Origin of the sequence: Nocardia sp. NPDC059154, assembly GCF_042755705.1 — a bacterium.
In the GTDB taxonomy this organism is placed as follows: domain Bacteria; phylum Actinomycetota; class Actinomycetes; order Mycobacteriales; family Mycobacteriaceae; genus Nocardia.
Genome location: NZ_JBHZCS010000004.1, coordinates 52333 through 70475, shown reverse-complemented (window position 1 = coordinate 70475; position 18143 = coordinate 52333). Strand labels below are relative to the sequence as shown.

At 69.5% G+C, this 18143-nt stretch carries 14 protein-coding genes; 9 read left to right on the top strand and 5 right to left on the bottom strand.

Annotated elements, in window-relative coordinates:
* Positions 1 to 179: 179 nt before the first annotated feature.
* The 5 genes from ACFXN1_RS05315 to ACFXN1_RS05295 all read left to right on the top strand — a co-directional run bounded on the left by ACFXN1_RS05315 (position 180) and on the right by ACFXN1_RS05295 (position 6681).
* Entirely contained in the window at positions 180 to 1703 is a 1524-nt protein-coding gene (locus ACFXN1_RS05315) for an aldehyde dehydrogenase family protein (protein WP_379443526.1), read from the top strand.
* A gap of 13 nt (positions 1704 to 1716) precedes the next feature.
* Positions 1717 to 2745: a hypothetical protein gene (locus ACFXN1_RS05310; protein ID WP_379443524.1), complete on the top strand. Its 1029-nt coding sequence runs from the start codon at positions 1717 to 1719 to the stop codon at positions 2743 to 2745.
* 11 nt (positions 2746 to 2756) lie between these two features.
* On the top strand, positions 2757 to 5123 hold the full coding sequence (locus ACFXN1_RS05305; protein ID WP_379443523.1) for a GMC family oxidoreductase N-terminal domain-containing protein: 2367 nt from the start codon (positions 2757 to 2759) through the stop codon (positions 5121 to 5123).
* Between the two features lie 107 nt (positions 5124 to 5230).
* Positions 5231 to 5452 (top strand): hypothetical protein, encoded by a 222-nt coding sequence (locus tag ACFXN1_RS05300; protein WP_357005732.1) that lies wholly within the window; start codon positions 5231 to 5233, stop codon positions 5450 to 5452.
* 5 nt (positions 5453 to 5457) lie between these two features.
* A complete protein-coding gene (locus tag ACFXN1_RS05295; protein WP_379443522.1) occupies positions 5458 to 6681 on the top strand; it encodes a hypothetical protein in 1224 nt (407 codons plus the stop codon).
* A 101-nt stretch (positions 6682 to 6782) separates the two neighbouring features.
* On the opposite strand, the gene ACFXN1_RS05290 is transcribed toward ACFXN1_RS05295, so the two are convergent.
* The 4 genes from ACFXN1_RS05290 to ACFXN1_RS05275 form a co-directional block, all read right to left on the bottom strand.
* Positions 6783 to 7661: an NAD(P)-dependent oxidoreductase gene (locus ACFXN1_RS05290; protein WP_379443521.1), complete on the bottom strand. Its 879-nt coding sequence runs from the start codon at positions 7659 to 7661 to the stop codon at positions 6783 to 6785.
* 260 nt (positions 7662 to 7921) lie between these two features.
* Positions 7922 to 9373, bottom strand: coding sequence for an FAD-dependent oxidoreductase (locus ACFXN1_RS05285; RefSeq protein WP_379443520.1), 1452 nt, complete (start codon positions 9371 to 9373; stop codon positions 7922 to 7924).
* A 169-nt stretch (positions 9374 to 9542) separates the two neighbouring features.
* Positions 9543 to 11060, bottom strand: coding sequence for an FAD-dependent monooxygenase (locus tag ACFXN1_RS05280; RefSeq protein ID WP_379443519.1), 1518 nt, complete (start codon positions 11058 to 11060; stop codon positions 9543 to 9545).
* 64 nt (positions 11061 to 11124) lie between these two features.
* Positions 11125 to 12225: a phospholipid scramblase-related protein gene (locus tag ACFXN1_RS05275; protein ID WP_379443518.1), complete on the bottom strand. Its 1101-nt coding sequence runs from the start codon at positions 12223 to 12225 to the stop codon at positions 11125 to 11127.
* Between the two features lie 179 nt (positions 12226 to 12404).
* Here ACFXN1_RS05275 and ACFXN1_RS05270 point away from each other — a divergent pair, with 179 nt between their 5' ends.
* From ACFXN1_RS05270 to ACFXN1_RS05260, 3 genes are all read left to right on the top strand, one after another.
* Positions 12405 to 13709 (top strand): hypothetical protein, encoded by a 1305-nt coding sequence (locus ACFXN1_RS05270; RefSeq protein ID WP_379443517.1) that lies wholly within the window; start codon positions 12405 to 12407, stop codon positions 13707 to 13709.
* A 169-nt stretch (positions 13710 to 13878) separates the two neighbouring features.
* Positions 13879 to 15228 carry a M20/M25/M40 family metallo-hydrolase gene (locus ACFXN1_RS05265; protein ID WP_379443516.1) on the top strand — a complete coding sequence of 450 codons (1350 nt, stop codon included), beginning with the start codon at positions 13879 to 13881 and terminating at the stop codon, positions 15226 to 15228.
* 19 nt (positions 15229 to 15247) lie between these two features.
* On the top strand, positions 15248 to 15784 hold the full coding sequence (locus tag ACFXN1_RS05260; RefSeq protein ID WP_379443515.1) for a YbhB/YbcL family Raf kinase inhibitor-like protein: 537 nt from the start codon (positions 15248 to 15250) through the stop codon (positions 15782 to 15784).
* Positions 15785 to 16005: 221 nt separating this feature from the next.
* Here ACFXN1_RS05260 and ACFXN1_RS05255 read toward each other — a convergent pair whose 3' ends face one another.
* Positions 16006 to 16557, bottom strand: a complete 552-nt coding sequence (locus ACFXN1_RS05255) for a TetR/AcrR family transcriptional regulator (RefSeq protein ID WP_379380818.1) — start codon at positions 16555 to 16557, stop codon at positions 16006 to 16008.
* A 133-nt stretch (positions 16558 to 16690) separates the two neighbouring features.
* Here ACFXN1_RS05255 and ACFXN1_RS05250 point away from each other — a divergent pair, with 133 nt between their 5' ends.
* The gene (locus ACFXN1_RS05250) at positions 16691 to 17998 is read left to right on the top strand and encodes a hypothetical protein (protein ID WP_379443514.1); all 1308 of its coding nucleotides are present in this window, start codon (positions 16691 to 16693) and stop codon (positions 17996 to 17998) included.
* Positions 17999 to 18143: the final 145 nt, after the last annotated feature.

The following is an 18143-nucleotide window of genomic DNA, read 5'->3' as shown; positions in this document are numbered from 1 at the left end:
CCGCACTGGCCCGGCCGCCGCGTGTAGATCGTCGCGCGTACCGAGCCCTACCCCGGCGACCGTTGGGCACAGCTGACAGATCCGGACGACAGTCTTGTGTTTCGACACTGGATCGATATATTGGTCTGACCACTTGGCCATCAGGCCAAGATCATCTGTCAGGACAAGGCGGTACCTCTATGACGCCCTCTCTGCAATCGCAACGCGAGGCTCGTGCCGAGCGGCCGGACATGGTTGCCCCGGCCGTGCTGCTCGAGCAGGCGCGGGAAGTGCAGCCGGAGTGGGCTGCGCTGACGGTCGCCGAACGGGTCCAGGCGCTCGGGTCGCTGCCGCAGCTGCTGTTCGACCGGATGGACCGGATCGCGGAGGAGATCGTCGCCGAGAACGGCAAGCCACTCGCCGAGGCGCTGGCGCACGAGGTCGTCCCGGCGATCGCCCTGGCTCGCCATCACCTAGACAGTGCCGTCGCCACCCTGGGCGCGACCCGGATCAGCTCGGCGACCGTGCCGCATCGGAAGGCGCTGCGCACGCATCGGCCCTACGGGGTCGTGGTCGCCATCGCGCCCTGGAACTTGCCGTTCCTGATTCCGTTCAGTCAAGTGCTGCCCGCATTGATCGCGGGAAATGCGGTGGTACTCAAGCCTTCCGAGCTCACGCCGCGGGTCGCCGAAGCGCTCGTTGAGCTGATCTCCGACTGCGGATTGCCCGCCGGAGTGCTGCAACTGGCGGTCGGGGACGGCGCGGTCGGCGCCGAGTTGATCGCCGGGCGGCCGGACAAGGTGCTGTTCACCGGTTCGGTGGCCACCGGGCGGACGGTGATGGCGGCGGCCGCGCGCTTCCCGATTCCGGTCGGGCTGGAGCTGGGCGGGATCGACGCCGCGATCGTGCTCGACGATGCCGACCTGGAGTTCACCACCTCGGCGGTGGCCTGGGGCGCGAATTTCAATGGGGGACAGGCCTGTTGCTCGATCGAGCGGGTGCTTGTGCACGAGTCGCTGCACGATGCGTTCGTGGTCCGGCTCGAGGACAAGGTGCGGCGCATCGACACCGCGCGGGATCTGGCGCCGGCCATCGATGAGCGCCAGCAGCGGGTGTGGGAGCGCCATCTCGCGGCGGCGCGGCAGGGCGGCGTGCAGGTCCACGGCGGAGAACCGTTGCGGGACCGCCACCTCTCGCCCGCACTGGTGAGCGGTGCAGGTGTCACGACGGCCGAGGTGTGGCGGGAGGAGACGTTCGGGCCGGTGGCGGCGATCGCCCGGTTCGGGTCCGATGACGAGGCCGTGGCGCTGCACAATGCGACCGAGTACGGGCTCACCGCCAGCGTGTTCTCCGCCGATGTCGGGCGCGCCCGCGCGCTGGCGCAGCGGCTGCGGGCGGGCGCGGTGTCGATCAATGATGTTGCGGCGACCATGTATTCGACACCGGAGCTGCCGTGGGGCGGGGTCGGCGGGTCGGGCTTCGGCCGCTCGCACGGGGTCGACGCGCTGCTGGATGCGAGCTGGGTGCAGGTGGTGGAGCTGCCGCGCGGCCCGGCGTTCGGGCCGAAGCGGCCCTGGTGGTATCCGTACGGGCCCGAACTCGAGGACGCCATGCGGGCGCTGGCCTCCGGCGCGGTCACGCCGCGGGCAGCGGCTCGGCTGCGAGGATACGGGCGGGCCGGTCACCTGCTGCTGGGCATGCTCAGCCGGCAGCCGAAACTCTGAAGGACGGGAATCGGTGAACAACCAAGTCATGACCGCGATCGCCCAGAACGCGCCGCGGCTGCGAGCGGGGGCCGATAACGTCGAATCGTGGTTCGTGCGCGCCAATGACCCGCACTCGCCGCGCGCGGTGTGGATCAAGGCGACCGTGCTCACCGCGCGCGACGGGACCGCGGTGGCGCAGGCGTGGTGCAGCGTCTTCGACGGGCAGCGCACGCACGCGTGGTGTCTCGATATTCCCTTGGCGGCGGCGCGATTCGAGGCGCACGCGATCGGGCAGGACGTCACCGTGGGTCCGTTGACCCTGTCGTTGACCGGCAACGGCGGTACGACCGGCGGCACATTGTCCGATGCCGCACAGACCGTCGCCTGGGATCTGGGGTTCAGCAAGGTGGAGGGCCTGGGTGAGCCGATGTCGCTGCTGCCCAGCGACCGGTTGCTCGATACTCCGGTGCCGAACAACAAACTGGTAACCCCGTTTCCAGTGCTGACCTGCACGGGCCGGCTGGAGTGGCAGGGCGAGCGCTGGGACCTTAGCGGCTGGCACGGGATGCAGGGCCACAACTGGGGCCGCGAACACAGCCCCGAATACGCCTGGGGCCAGTGCGTTTTCACCGATGCCCGGAGCGGCGAGCCCTTCGCCGTGATGGAGGCCGCCTCGGGCCGCACCCGTATCGCGGGCCGCACCTCGCCGCTGCTGTCCATGCTGGTCATCCGCCGCGGCGACGAGGAATTCCGGTTCGACCGGATCGTCGACCTGTGGCGGCAGCGCCCCCGGCTCGACTTCCCCGCATGGACCCTGCGCATGCGCGGCCGCCACGGCACTGCGGACCTGCGCATGTACGCCGAGCCCGAGCAGATGGTGTGCCTGGCCTACCGGAACCCGGCGCGCGACACCAGCTACTGCCTCAATTCCAAGACCGCCGCCGTCTCCGTGCATGTCACCCCGATCAACGGCAATGCCTTCGAGCTGCGCAGCCCGCACGGCGGCGCGCTGGAATTCCTTGTCCCGCACCCGGTTGCGTCGGTGTCCCCGATCGTCTGAGAGAGCTCGCTATGCCTTTGACCTTCTTCGAGACCATGCGCGGCGAGCTCTACGACGCCGACGGGCTGGCTCATCACGTGGCCATGGATCTGCGCTGCGAATCAGGGCACGCGCGCGGATTCGTCACCAATGGGCGCGCCCGCATCACCGGCACCATCCGGGCGCTGCCGTGGGCCGACGGCGCGGCGGTGCTCGGCACCCTCATCGCGCTACCGGTGACCAAGCGGCTGATGAGCTACGAACTCGAGTTCCGCGACGACGACGGTCGCGCCTGGCAGCTGAGCGGTCGCAAGGATGTGCGCTGGCTGCGCGGCGCGCACGCCAGCCTGACCAACCTCGCCACCACCCTGTCGTGCGAGGGCGAACAGGTCGCGCAGGGGCGAATGCAGTTCTTCGCCAACGACTATCCGAGTTTTCTGCGCTCGTTCCAGCCATGGGTGTCGCTGCGCGCCGACCTGCCCGAGGGTCGCCATCCGGAGGGGATACTCGGCCCGGGCCATCGCGAGACTCTCGCAGCGCTGGCCGAGGTGCTGATCGAACCGGGCGGGTCGGTGCCGCCCGTCGGCACCGCCACCATCGACCGGGTCGACACCTATATCGGCAATATGACCCCGCTCATGCAATCCGGGCTGCGGGCGGCACTGCGCGGCCTCGATGCGGCGGCGCGCGCCCGGCACGGCAAACGCGCTGCGACGCTGACGGTTCCGCAACGCCGGGCCCTCGTGGAGGAGGCCCGGCGCGCCGGCGCCCTACGGCACGCGGTCGATGCCGTCGAGACTCCGTTGCGGATCGCGCATTTCGGTGACCGCCGCTATCTGGATGCGATCGGCGCGCCACGTTATGACGAGCCCGTGCTCGAGCAGCGGCCGGGCTGGATGGCCAATGTCACCACCCCGACCGAGCTGTCGCGGCGGGAGACGATCGACTGTGATGTCGTGGTGATCGGCACCGGCGCGGGCGGTGCGGCCGCGGCCGCCCGGCTCACCGAGCACGGCCTCGGCGTGGTGATGGTCGAGGAGGGCGACTACGCCGGTCGCTCACAGTTCCGCGGGGATCTGGGAGAGCGCACCCAGAAGTATTGGCGCGATGGCGGATACAACCTGGCACTCGGCAATACGGTGCTCGGCGTCAGCACGGGTCGGCTGGTGGGCGGGACGACCGCCATCAATTCCGGCACCGCCTTCCGCACCCCGGACGCGGTGCTGCGGGAATGGCTGGACCTCGGCTTCCCCGGCGACTTCACCCCCGAGGCGTTCGCGCCCTACCTGGACGAGGTCGCCGCCGAACTGGGTATCGGCCCCGCCGATCCCCGCTATCTGGGCCGGGTCGCGGAGATCATCGGCGCGGGGGCGGACGCGCTGGGCGCGGCGCACGGTCCGCTGCCGCGCAATGCGGTGGGCTGCGACGGGCAGGGCCAGTGCGTGCACGGCTGCCCAACCGAGGCCAAACGCTCGAGCAATGTCAGCTGGGTGCCGCGGGCGTTGAAGGGCGGTGCGCAGCTGTTCACGAATCTGACCGTCACCCGAATCCTGTTGTCGGGCAGCCGTGCCACCGGTGTGCTGGCCGAGGGCCAGGACGCGCACGGCGCGCCGCGAACGGTGGAGATCCACGCCCGCGCGGTGGTGATCGCGGCCGGCACGCTCATGACGCCGCTGCTGCTGCGCCGCAACGGCCTGACCCTGTCCGCGCTGGGACGCCACCTGTCGGTGCATCCGTCCCTGGGCGCGGTGGCCATGATGCCGACGCCCGGAACACCGTGGTCGGGGATCCCGCAGGGCTATCAGGTGGAAGGACTGGGCGATCCGCTGGTCACCTTCGAAGGCGTGGCCATCCCACCGCAGTTCGCGGCCGGCACGCTGCCGTTCCACGGTGCGCGGCTCACCGAATGGATGAACCGCTGGACCCACACCGAGCAGTTCGGCGCAATGGTGCGTGACACCGGCACCGGCAGCGTGCATCACGGTCCGGGCGGGCGGACCCTGATCCGCTATCACCTGACCCCGCGCGTCCAGGCCGCGTTGCAGCACGCCTGCGCGAGCCTGGCCGAGCTGTTCCTGCGCGGCGGGGCGGAGGCGGTGGCATTGCCGATCGCGGGGACCCCGCCGATCCGCACCCTCGATCAGGCCCGCACGGTCGGCGAGATCCGGTTGAGTCCGCGGCAATTCCGCATGATGGGCCCGCACCCGCTGGGCACCGCCCGGATGGGTCGTGATGCCCGGACGGCGGTGGTGGATTTCGGCCATCGGGTATTCGGCACAACCGGTCTGTATGTCGCCGACGGTTCGGTCGTCCCGACGTCACTGGGGGTCAATCCGCAGGTCACCATCATGGCCTTCGCGCTGCGCGCCGCCGATCTGATTGCAGCCGACCTCAATTGACCGGATTCGCCCCGTCACCCTCTGGCGCACCACCTGTGATCTTGGTAGAGATTGGTGTAAGCACAAAAGGGGTGATCCGGATCATGCCGGAGGATGGGGACGAATCAATGGGTGCCAGAGCCGAACTGGAACGGGAACTGGGTGGGTCGCTGGCCGCGCTGGATCTGCTGACCGAGGCCGAGACCGCCGATCTGCTGGCGATCTTCCAGCAGGCGCAGCGCACCGAGAACATCGCCATGGTCGAGGCCGTCGACAAGACCGTCGGCGCGCTGCCGTGGCCGTTGCGCACGGCCGCCAAGAAGATCATGTTCGGCAACAAGCTCGGGTAGGGGCGATGAGCGACCTGGTCACCCGCGCGCAGATCACCCTGCTGTCGCGGACGCTGCACGTCTCCGAGGACAAGCTCGCCCATCTCGAGAAGCTCGGCGCCGCCAACCTGCACGAACTGCAGGAACGCATGGCGCAGGTGATGTTCGCCGAGCACAATGCGATCTTCTCGCGGTTGTCGCTGCTGGTGCCGATCATCCCGCTGAGCATTTCGCTGCCGCTGGTGCAGAAGTTGGTGCCGCCGGTGATGGCCGGTCGCGCCGCGGGTGCGATCGGGGTGGATCACCCCCGGAAGGCAGCCGAAGCGGTCGGCATGCTCGATCCGGGCTATGCGGCCGAGGCCGCGCCCTACATGGATCCGCACAGCGTCGGGCAGCTGGCCGATATCGCGCCGGCCGGGCCGGTCATGCGGATCATCAACGAGCTGCTGCGGCGCGGGGACTACATCACGGCGGGACCGTTCCTGGCCTATGCGACACCGGATCTGGTGCACGCGGTCGAGCGTGACGTGCACGACGACGAGGGCCTGATCCGGTCGGCGTCGTACTCGTTCTCCGGTGAGAACATCAGCGTGATCATCCGGCACCTGCTGACCGGCGAGGGGCGGCGGGTTCCGAAACTGGTCCGCACAATCCTGCAGGGCTCCAAGGAGTTGCGGCTGGCGGCGCTGTCGGTATTCGCGCGCTGCGACACCGATGTGATCGTGGCGATCGGCGACATCCTCTTCGATGTGGGCTCGGCCGACGAGATCGCCGATCTGATCGAGACCTTCATTTCCGCCGGGGCGGTACCGGAGACGCTGCGCTTCGCCGGGCAGCTGAGTCCTGCGGCGCTGGACCTGCTCGCGGCCAATCCGATTCTGGCCGATCCGGAGTCCATAGACGCCGTCGCGGGCGCGGCCGACGGCAGCAGCGAGGCCGCGGTCTGGCGGGGTCTGCTGGAGCTGGCCGAGCGCACCGAGCCGGGCATCGCGCGCCGGATCGGCGGGGCCATCTCGCATTTCGACACCGCGACGCTGACCGGGCTGCCGGGGCTGGCGGCGACCGCGCACCTGTGGCCGCCGCTGCTGAAGGTCCTCGCCACCGCCGAGCCGGACGCGCAGTCGCGGATCGGGGAACTGTGGTCGCCGCTGCCGGCTTTGGAGCGCAACGAGATCGAGCAGCGCATCGCCGATCTCGGCCTGGGCGAGCAGTTGACGACACTGATCGCAACATTGCAGCTCACGCAATAATGTCGCCGACGCTGCGGCCCCGGCGACATTCGAGTCGCTGGGGGCCGCAGCGGCTTTCGGTACTCACGGACGACGCGGTCACCGCCCGGGCGCGCGGGCCGTCACTGCCCGCGCAGGGCCTCGATGCTGCGTTCGAACGCGGCCGCACCATGTCCATCGGTGACCTGACGGTCCACCAGGGAGGCGATCCCGTCGAGCGGTTCGGCGGTGATTCCGGCATCGAATGCGGCTTGACGCAACGTATCCAGGGCGGTCTTGGTGAAGACCAGGTCCTGGAAGACGTCGCCGGTGTAGTCGCCGGTGTCGATGATGCGGCCGTAGGCGGGCAGCGTCCGGGACATGGCGGTCACCCATGCCGCCGCGCGAGTCGCGAACTCCGAGGCCGGAACTCCGGCCGAGCCGACCAGGGCCGCGCCCTGGAAGAACCCACCGAACATGGCGTACATGGTCGACAGCAGCGCGAAATCCCAGAGCGCGGCCAGGCCCGCGTCGGTGCCGAAATATTCGGCCGAGCCCAGTAATTCGAGGGTGGGGCGGTGGGCGTCGACGATCGTCTGCGACCCGCTGTAGAGAATGCTCGAGCCCTCCGCCCCGATCATGTCCGGGACCGCCATGATCCCGCCGTCGAGGAAATCGATGCCGTGCCCGGCCGCCCAGGCCGCCAGTTCCCGCGACTGTTCGGGTGAGGTGCTGGTGAGATTGAGCCAGTGTCTGCCGCGGAGCTCCGCCGCGATCGGATCGAGCGTCTCGTGCACGGACGCGTGATCGAGCAGCACCGTGACGACCAGCTCACCGCCGCCCACCGCCTGCCCGGCCGTCTGAGCTGAAACCGCGCCCGCGGCAACCAGTTCGGCATCCTTCCCGGGCGTCCGATTCCACACCGTGGTCGCCACGGCGGCCTTCAGGAACGCGGCCGCCAGCGCCCGCCCCATCGCACCGAGGCCGAGTACGGTCACCGGGCTGTGCTGGATGTTCGTCATTACAGGACAACTCCTTGTCGCTCGTTGGCGAGTGGTTCCGGCGCGCGCTGAATTCGAGGCTGCCGGTTAGGGAGTCGTCCCACAAGTACGCACAAATAGCTCAGCTACTTACGAAAAGGTTTGTCTCCAGAGCTCGAGGACCTCCGGGCCCCCGAACCGGCTGAAGGGGACTGCCTTCATCTGTGGCTCCGATCGGAGGTGAGATCTCGGGGTTGCTGAATATTGGCCAGTTTGCCAGTCCCGCCTCCCGGCGCTCGGCGCTACGCGCTCCCGCCGCGTTCGGCTGCGTGCCGCCCGGCGACGCGGCCGAAGGCGAGGGCGTCGGCGATGTGGAAACCGCCGTCCTTGCACCAGGAGTAGGTGGAGCTGACATTGCCCGCTGCGTAGAGGCCGGGGATGACCGCGCCGAAAGGATCGAGGACTTCGGCGTTCTCGTTGCGGCGGGGGCCGCCGTTGCTCCAGGCCAGGATGGGGGCAGCGGTGAAGGCGTAGTAGGGCGGCTCGGACAGGGGTGCGAGAGTCTTTGCGGGGCGGCCGAACTGGTCGTCCATCCCGGCCGCGCAGGCGGCGTTGTAGCGGTCGACGGTCTGCTGCAGGACGTCGGCGTCCACGTGCAGGATGGCGGCGAGTTCGGTGAGGGTGCCGGCGCGGTGGATCCAGCCCTTGCCGATCTCGGCGCTGTTGTCGGCGCTCCAGTCGTAGCCTTCGATCAGACTGGCCCAGCCGACGGCGAGGCGGTCGCGTCCGGGCACGATCGGGCCTGCGCGGCGGGCGGATTCGTCGAAGACGATGTGCATCGGGGTGGTGGGGAACAGCTGGTAGCTGCCGTTGATGCGGGCATGGCCGTGGCCCAGGGCCACCCGTTCGTTGCAGTAGCGGCGACCGTCGAGGCCGAGGTAGACGAAGCTGTTGGTGTTGGGGAACGCGGTGTAGAATCCGGCTTCGTAACCGGGAGCACGCAATCCGGGCAGGGTCATCATGTTGGACATGTGCCACAGGTCCGCTCCGGCCTTGACCGCCATGCGCAGGCCGTCGCCGGTGGCGGCGGGCGTGCCCCAGACCACCGGGTCGGTCAGGCGCAGCTGATCGCGCACCATCTCCGGGTTCGCCTCGAATCCGCCGGTGGCCAGCACGACTCCGCGGTCGGCGCGGATCCGCAGGGCGCTCCCGTCCGGTGCGGTGGCCAGAACGCCGAGCACCGTGCCGTCGCCGGTGATCAATTCGTGTGCGGGCGTCTGCAACCGGACCTCGATGCCGCGGGCGCGGACCGCCTCCGACAGGGCCGCCCACAGCAGTCCGTCACCCATGCGGCCCTCGACGCCGATCCAGCCGCACATGACGTCGCTGCCGTCGAGGTCGGGGAATTCCGGTGGCGCGGGCACCGCCAGACCGACCGGGATGCCGAGGCTTTCCATCCACTCGCTGTTGCGGGCGGTCTCCTGCGCCCACACCCGCACCACCGGTTCCGGGATCGGCCGCCCGGCACTGAGGCTGCGCAGGTAGACCGCGGCCCGCTCGGGATCCCGGTTGTCGAACCACACCGCGCCCGACACCCGGGTACTGCCACCGGCCCGGCCACCGGATTCCTTGTCCAGCACCAGCACTCGCGCCCCGGCATCGTGGGCCGCGACGGCGGCCGCGCAGCCCGCCCCGCCGAATCCCACGACCACCACATCGGCTTCGACATCCCACACCACACCCGAGTCGGCCACGACCGCACCGTCCTTCCATCTCGTCCACCGCGAACGGTCCCAGCCCGTCGCGCCGACCGAAAAGGCCTGTCTCACTCACCGGATACCACCGACGCGGCCACGCGAACTGCCGCCGTCGGCCGCGGTGGTGAAGTGAGCTGCCCACCGCGGGCCGGCGCCGCGGGGCCGGTCACGCCGGGCTGCCGAACCAAGTGGTCAAGGCCTGTTCGAACCCATGCGGCTCGGCGGAGGTCCAGGCGACGATGCCGTCGGGGCGGATCAGCAGTGACAGCGGCTCGCGCGGCTGGGCGGGCTTGGCGGTGACGATCCGGATGCGATCCGCCCACGGCTCGACCCGGGCGCGCAGTGCGGGGGAGTCGCTCGGATCCAGCAGCAGGCCACGGCCGTCGGCGAAGTGACCGGACACGCTCGTGCCGTCGGACAGCTCGAAATCGGGTGTGGCCGCACCGACCAGCGGGTCACCGCTGCCCAGGTCGTAGCGGTGCAGCACGCCGGAGAGCTTCTTCACCACCTGCGTGGTGGCCGCCGGGGTATCGAGCAGGTCGGTGGTGACCGCGCGCAGCGCGCGGCTGCGCGGATCGGTGCGCATGAGCGCGATCTGCGCGCGTGTCCAGTCCAGCACCCAGGCGCCGATCGGGTGGCGTTCGCGAGTGTAGGTGTCCAACAACGCCTCCGGGGATCGGCCGCGGATCACGGCGGCCAGCTTCCAGCCCAGGTTGACCGCATCGCCGATACCCAGGTTCAGGCCCTGGCCGCCGAACGGCGAGTGGACGTGGGCGGCGTCGCCGGACAGCAGGACCCGTCCCCTGCGGTAGTTGGGGACCTGACGGGTGTTGTCGGTGAAGCGGGTGGCCGAAACCACCCTGGAGATCTGCACTTTCACCCCGGTGACGCGTTCGAAGCTGTCCGCGAGCTCCCCGGCGGTGACCGGGTTGGTGCGGTCGGCGGGCGGGCCGTCGAGTTCCACGGTCAGGATGCGGCCGGGTTGGGGGCCGTTGACGAAGATGCCGGTCGGGGTGGTGTGCCAGCCCAGGGGCACGTTTTCCGCACCGGTCATCTCGACCAGGGCCTGGCGGCCAGTGATTTCGGGGTCCAGGCCAGGGAATTCGAATCCGGCCAGTTTGCGCACGGTGCTGCGGCCGCCGTCGCAGCCCACCAGCCAGCCGGCGCGCACGGTGTGCCCGCCGCAGTCGACGGTGACACCGACGCCGTCGTCGTCGAATCCGGTCAGCTCGACCCCGCGCCGCACCGGTACTCCGAGGTCGGCGGCGCGGCGGGCCAGGACTGCCTCGATGGTCTGCTGATCGAGAAAGCGGTATTCGGCCGCCGGGCCCAGATCGGCGAAGGCCGGATCCGCGCCGTCGACATTGTCGGCCCACAGCATGATCCCGGCGAAGTGCGCGCCGGCCGGTGTACGCCGCGGCGCGGTGGGAACCGCTGCGCCCGCGAACATCCGGCCCATGCGGGCCAGCGCCGCCTCGTGGGCCGCACGCAGCTCCGGCACCAGACCGCGCCGGCCCAGCGCCTGGGCGGTGGGCACATTGATCGCGCCCGCCTTGATCGTCGTATTCGGTTCGGCGAGGCGCTCGACGACCAGCACGTCCACTCCCGCCACCCGCAGCTCGCAGGCCAGCATCAGCCCGACCGGTCCGGCCCCGGCCACCACGACATCTCGCGTCTCGTTCATGAGAATCACTGTGGTGGTGGCCGATCACCGGGCGCTTGCGTCAGCTTGCGCGCCGCTTGCGCGGTCAGTTCCAGCCGCGCGAATCCTGTTTCAGGGCGGTGTCGATGGCCAGGCCGGAGGCCACCACCATGGACAGCAGCGGCTGGGGGAGCTGGCGGTGGATCTGCACGACATAGTTGTCGGCGGTGGTGAACATGGTCTTGAGCAGGCCCTCCCACGTCTTGGTGATGCGGGCGACCTCCTGACCGGTGTGGTCATGGATGGCGAAGTTCCAGGCCCGCCAGTTCTCGGCGCGGATACCGCCGATCTGCTGACCGTTGACCACGAAGGCGAAGTTGATCTTGCCGATCATGTTCTCCTGGATGATCTCACCGATCGGCGCGCCATTGCCGTGCTCGAGCAGGAACTTCGACTTGAAGACCTTGGCCGGGCGGGTGATTCGCATGAGGCACTGGCCGTGTGCGTCGCGGATCTCCAGTTTGTGGGTCATGAACTGGTCGTAGCTGGACAGGAAGCGCACGGCCTTCTTCAGCGCGCTCTGCCCGACCTCGGCGACCGCGCCGATCTGGCGGCCGTGCTGGTCGAAAACGCTGTACTCGTTGACCATTTCGATCAACTTGACCTTCTGGTTCACCACCAGCACAGGTTCGGTGAACACGGTGCCGCCACCGGCCTGGGCGGGGGCGATCCCGGCCTGCTGCTGCACCTGGCGCTGGATGTCGGCGGGGTTGTTGGCGCTGCCGACCTCGAGCTCCCAGGGGCTGGCCTCACTGCGACCACCGAACTGCTGCGGTTGCGCGCCATAGGACTGGCCCGGCTGCTGCGGGTGTGGCGGGCGCTGACCGTATTGATGTTGCGGCTGTTGGGCAAACTGCTGTTGCGGCTGTTGGCCGTATTGCTGTTGGGGCTGTTGGCCGTACTGCTGCTGTTGCGGCGCGGACTGCTGCTGGACCTGGTGCGGCTGCGACTGCTGCGCGTGCGGCTGGTTCGGGTGCTGCGGGCGGGGCTGCTGCGCGAACTGGTCGGACCGGGGTCGATCCGGTTGCTGCGGCGCCGGCGCCGGTTGCTGCTGGGGCTGAGTGTGATTCGTCCATTGGCTGCCGTCCCACCACCGGAGCACTGGAGATCCGGGACGCTCGGGGTACCACCCCGCGGGTTGACTCATGGCCGCATCCTAACGGTGTACAGGGACTCTGCACTTTTTGCACTTTTCGCCCCGCGGTCACCTCTATGATGGGCGGTCGACATCCGGAGGCCCAGCTCGGGTCACCGGGGGAACGGGGAAAGTATGTCCGCCACAGTCGAATTCGCGGGTTGCCACGCGTACACGGTGCGGCCGGGCTTATGACCGAACTGGTGACGCGAGCCCAGCTCGTCCTCCTGGCCCGGACCCTGCACGTGCCGGTGGAACGGCTCGCCCACCTCGAACGGCTCGGCCCGCATCGCCTGCACGAGCTGCAACAACGCATGGCGGGCAACCTCTTCGACCAGCATGCGACGGTGTTCGAGCGCATCGCCAGGCTGGTCCCCGTCATCCCGCTGAGCATCTCGCTGCCGATCGTGCAGCGGCTGGTGCCGCCTACCATGACCGGGCGCGCGGCCGGCGCGATCGGGGTGAACTATCCGGCCAAGGCGATCGAGGCGCTGTTGCGGCTGGATGTCGGATACGCCGCGGACTGTGCGCCGTATCTGGATCCGCGCACGGTCGGCCAGCTCGCCGACGACGCGCCGCCCGCGCCGGTGGTGGCGATCCTGAACGAGCTGCTGGCCCGGCGCGACTACATCACCGCGGGGCCGTTCCTGGCCTATGCGACACCGGAATTGATCCAGGCGGTCGAGGAGGGGGTACCCGATGACGAGGGCCTCATCCGCTCGGCCGCCTACGCATATTCGGGGGAATCGCTCAGTGCGGTGATGCGCCAGTTGCTCGCGGGCAGCGGTCAGCGGGTGCCGCGGCTGCTGGGCACGGTCATCAATGGTTCCAAGGAGTTACGGCTCGCGGCGCTGTCGGTGTTCGCGGGCAGCGGTCAGCGGGTGCCGCGGCTGCTGGGCACGGTCATCAATGGTTCCAAGGAGTTACGGCTCGCGGCGCTGTCGGTGTTCGCGCGCTGCGGCCCCGATGTGATCGCCGCGGTGGGCGACATCCTCTTCGAGGTGGCCCCGCCCTCGGCGGTGGCGGACCTGATCGCCACCTATATCGCCGCCGACGCCACCGACGACATGCTGCGCTTCTTCGGCCGGCTGAGCCCGAACGCCCTGACCCGGCTGGCCCTCAACCCGGTGCTGCCGGAGATCGCCGAGACCCTCGTCGACGCCGTCGACGGCAGCAGCGACCTGGCGGTGTGGCGCGGGGTCCTCGAACCCCTCGCCCGCACTCCCTCCGAGGTGCGCCGCCGGGCGGGCCTGCGCCTGGCCACCCTCGACGCCCCCACGTTGCTCATGCTGCCCGCGCTGGCCCAGGCCGCCCGGTTGTGGCCGCCGCTGCTGTGGGTGCTGTCCGCGACCGATGTCGAGGTCCAGGCCCGGGTGGGCGAGCTGTGGGCCACCGCCACCCGCCTGGACCTCGAGGTCCTCGAACGCCGCATCGCCGACCAGCACCTGGATTCGCTGCTGGCCACGCTGACCAACACGATTCGTTTCCTGCGCTGAACGCGCCGCCGTCGTCGATCGGGTGCGCGCGGGGTGCTTTCCCGCCGGGTACGGGAACCCTTGTGCCACGGATGATTCCAACTCCCGGTCGTCGGTCGACCTGCGGCGGGGCGGGTCGTGCGGGCGGCGGTGGGCGACGGGGTGCCGGGGAGGTGGTAGGAAAGGTGACGTGTCCGAAACCGCCGAAACCCGCACCCCTCGCGCCGTGTCGGAAGTGGTGGACCTGGTCAGCACGCTGATCCGGTTCGACACCTCCAATACCGGCGAACTGGAAACCACCAAGGGCGAGCGCGAATGCGCGCAGTGGGTGGCCGCACAGCTCGAGGATGCCGGGTACACCACCGAATACGTCGAATCGGGTGCGCCGGGGCGCGGCAATGTGTTCGCGCGGCTGCAGGGCGCGGACTCCTCGCGCGGGGCCCTGATGATGCACGGGCATCTGGACGTGGTGCCCGCCGAGGCCGCCGACTGGAGTGTGCACCCGTTCTCCGGCGCGGTGCGCGACGGCTACGTGTGGGGCCGCGGGGCCATCGACATGAAGGACATGGTCGGCATGATGCTGGCGGTGGCCCGCCAGTTCAAGATCGAGGGCACGGTGCCGCCGCGCGACATCGTGTGGGCGTTCGTGGCCGACGAGGAGAACGGCGGGCGCTGGGGCTGCCAGTGGCTGGTCGAGCATCGGCCCGACCTGTTCGAGGGCGTCACCGAGGCGGTCGGCGAGGTCGGCGGATTCTCGCTGACCGTGCCGCGGCCCGACGGCAGCGACCGGCGGCTGTATCTGGTCGAGACCGCGGAGAAGGGCCTGGGCTGGATGCGGTTGCGCGCCAAGGCCCGTGCCGGGCACGGCTCGTTCCTGCACGAGGACAACGCGGTGACGATCCTGTCGCAGGCCGTAGCGCGGCTGGGAACCCACACCTTCCCGCTGGTGGTCTCCGATTCGGTCGCGGAGTTCCTGGCCGCCGTCGCCGAGGAGTCCGGGCTCGAATTCGATCCCGGCTCACCGGATATCGAGGGTCAGCTGGCCAAACTGGGCACCATCTCCCGCATCATCGGCGCGACCCTGCGCGACACCGCCAACCCGACCATGCTGCGGGCGGGCTACAAGGCCAATGTGATTCCGCAGACCGCCGAGGCCGTCGTCGACTGCCGGGTGGTGCCGGGACGGCAGGCCGAATTCGAGCGGGAGGTGGACGCGCTCATCGGACCGGATGTGGAACGGGAGTGGATCACCAAGCTCGACTCCTACGAGACCACCTTCGACGGGCATCTCGTGGACGCCATGAACGACGCCATCCTGGCCCATGATCCGAACGGGCGCACCGTGCCCTACATGCTCTCCGGCGGCACCGACGCGAAAGCCTTCGCCAAGTTGGGGATTCGCTGCTTCGGTTTCGCTCCGCTGCGGCTGCCGCCCGAACTGGACTTCTCCGCCCTGTTCCACGGGGTCGACGAGCGGGTTCCGGTGGAATCGCTCGAATTCGGTACCCGCGTACTGGAACACTTCCTGTTGCACAGCTGACGATTCGAAAGGACTGCTCGTGCCCGACTACTCCTACAATCCCTACGCGCCGCTGCCGCAGCTGCCCGAGTTCACCCTGACCTCCACCGATATCAGCGACGGCAAGCCTCTGCACCTGGATCAGGTCAGCGCGCTGGGCGGCGCGGGCGGACAGGACATCTCCCCGCAGCTGAGCTGGTCGGGGTTCCCGGCCGAGACCAAGAGTTTCGCCGTCACCATGTACGACCCGGATGCGCCGACCGCTTCGGGCTTCTGGCACTGGGTCCTCGCCAATGTCCCCGTCACCACCACCAGCCTCACCAGCGGGCAGGCCAGCAAGGGCGGCACCCTGCCCGCCGGCGCCATCCACCTGCGCAATGACGCGGGCCTGCACGAGTACACCGGCGCGTTCCCGCCCGCCGGGCACGGCGCGCACCGCTACTTCGTGGTCGTGCATGCCGTCGGCGTCGAGCGCCTCGAGGTCGACGAGAACGCCTCGCCCGCCTACCTGGGCTTCAACCTGTTCATGAACGCCATCGGCCGCGCCACCATCATCGGCACTCACGAGCAGAAGTAGGCGTCCACGCCGAAACGACTGTGGCCCCGGGCGAATTCGCTCGGGGCCACAGTCATGTCCGGGCAACACGACCCGTGTCCGACCGTGGAGACATCCGACAGCACCCGGACGGCGCTGGGGTCCAACGAGACTGGGCCGGTCGCCCGACTCGGACACCCGAGGTTCGTCGCGGTGTGGCAGCGGCGGCTCGGCCGGCCGAGCCCACCGGCGGGTGCAGGTGGCTAGTCGGGGGTCGAGAGCTGGGCCAGGCCGCGCAGGCCCGCGGCGAGATCCTCGGGCGTGGGGGAGTGGTCGGGGTCGATGAGGTATTGGACCAGCAGGCCGCCGATGAGGGTTTGCAGGAGTGCGCCGATGGCGGGGTCGCCGGCACCGAGGGCTTCGGTGAGGCCGGCGCGGGCTTGTTGCTGTGCGGCACCGGTTTCCGCGCGCAGGGTGGGGGAGTGCAGTGCCTGGGCGGTGGATTCGATATTGGCGGTCCAGATCACCCGATCGGTGGTGAACGAGTCGATCAGTTTGTGCCAGAAGGTGTTCAGGCGGGCGGCCGGGTCGCCGGCCCGATCGGCGGGCAGGGAGTCGAGGATCTGCTGGACTGCGGCGGCGGTGGCCTCGAGCATGGCCTGGTTCAGCAGCTTGTCGCGGGTGCCGAAGTGGTAGTTGATGGCCGCGAGGTTGGCGCCGGAGGCGGCGACGATGTCGCGCACGGTGGTCCGGGCGTAGCCGCGGTCGGCCAGGCACTGCTTGGTCGCGGCGAGGAGATCTTCTCGGGTTCCCACGGCGGTAGAGCCTAGCACCGGGTGAAACGGTCGTTTGTAACGGCCGTTTAAAACAGATGTTTTGTACATATGTTTGAAACGTGTGTATGGTCGAGTTCGGCACGATCCATCACACGGAAGTACGAGCCTGGATATGACTCAGCAGAGACTGTTGTCCCCCTTCGAAACCAGTTACTTCGCCACCGACACCCGCCTCGGCAGCGTGCCGATCGGCGGGATGCCGCTGTTCATCGGCACCACCGTGCGCGGCGCGATCGATCCCGCCGTGCTGCGGCGGGTGCTCGGCGAGCTCGCGGCCGGGCATGTGCTGCTGCGCAGCCGGGCCGTCACCGCGGCGGGGGTGTCGCGGTTCGATGTGGACGAGCGCTATGCGCCGCCGCTGGAGGTGCGCGACGGCGAGGTCGACGAGTACTGGGAACTGGTCAACACCCGCCCGGACTGGAGTGCGGGGTTGTTCCGGGCGGTGCTGCTGCGCGGGCCCGTGGACAACCACATCGTGCTGGTCATCCATCACGGGATCAGCGATGGGCGTTCGGCTTTCGCACTGCTGGACGAGATGTGGCGGCGCTACAGCGCACACTTCGCGGGAACGATACTGCCGCTGGAGGATTCGGATCGGGACCTGCTCGACGGGGTCGATCGACTGCTGGCTCGGGTCACCACCGACGCCGAGGTCGACGGATTCCTCGCGCAGGTACGGGAGATGGCGGCGACCGTCGGGCCCGAGGGCGCGCCGCGGACCTTGCCGCACGACGGCGACGGGTCGGGCGATCCCGGCGGGCGATTGGCGTTGCGCCGCATCGAATTGTCGCCCCGGCACACCGGCGAGCTGGTGGAGGTGGCGCGCGGACAGGGGATCTCGGTCAACAGCTTGCTCGCCGGTGCCGCCCTGGCGGCGGTGCGCGCCGAGCTCGCCGAGGACGGGCCGCTGCCGTTGATGTGCGGGCATGCCGCAGATCTGCGGCCGGAACTGTCGCCGCGACTGCCGGTCTCGACGATGCTCAATTGCGCCTCGGGGGCGGGAACCCCGGCGCTGGTGGATCGGGATGCCGATCCGCGGGCGCTGGGCGCGGTGGTCGACGCGACCATGCGGCAGATGCTGGACACACGGTTCCCGGCGCTGTTCATGCGGGCCTCGCAGCGGGCGCTGACGCCGGAGGTGGCGGCGATACTGTCGGGTGCGCCGGCGATCGCACTGTCGAATATGGGCCGGCTGCCCGCGCATCCGATGCCGCCGGGCCTGGAGTTCGTGCGGGACGAGGTGTTCGCGATGGCGGCCGGCATGCCGCCGAAGATGACGATCTTCACTGTCGGAGATCGGCTGACGATTCAGGTGGAGTACGACACCGCCGAGCACAGTCACCGCCAGATGGGGCGGATCGCCGAGTCGATGAGCGATCTGCTGGCCCGGGTGACCCGGACGGCCGCGGCGCGCGGGTGACGCCACCGGCGATGCGGCGACCGTAGCAGCGGACGCGAAAACGGCTGTGGGGGTGGGGGGAGCTTGCCAGAACACCCCTCTTTCCATGGGGTGGGGGGGGGGCGCGGCACACGAGCCACACACATCTATCCCACCCCCCCACAAA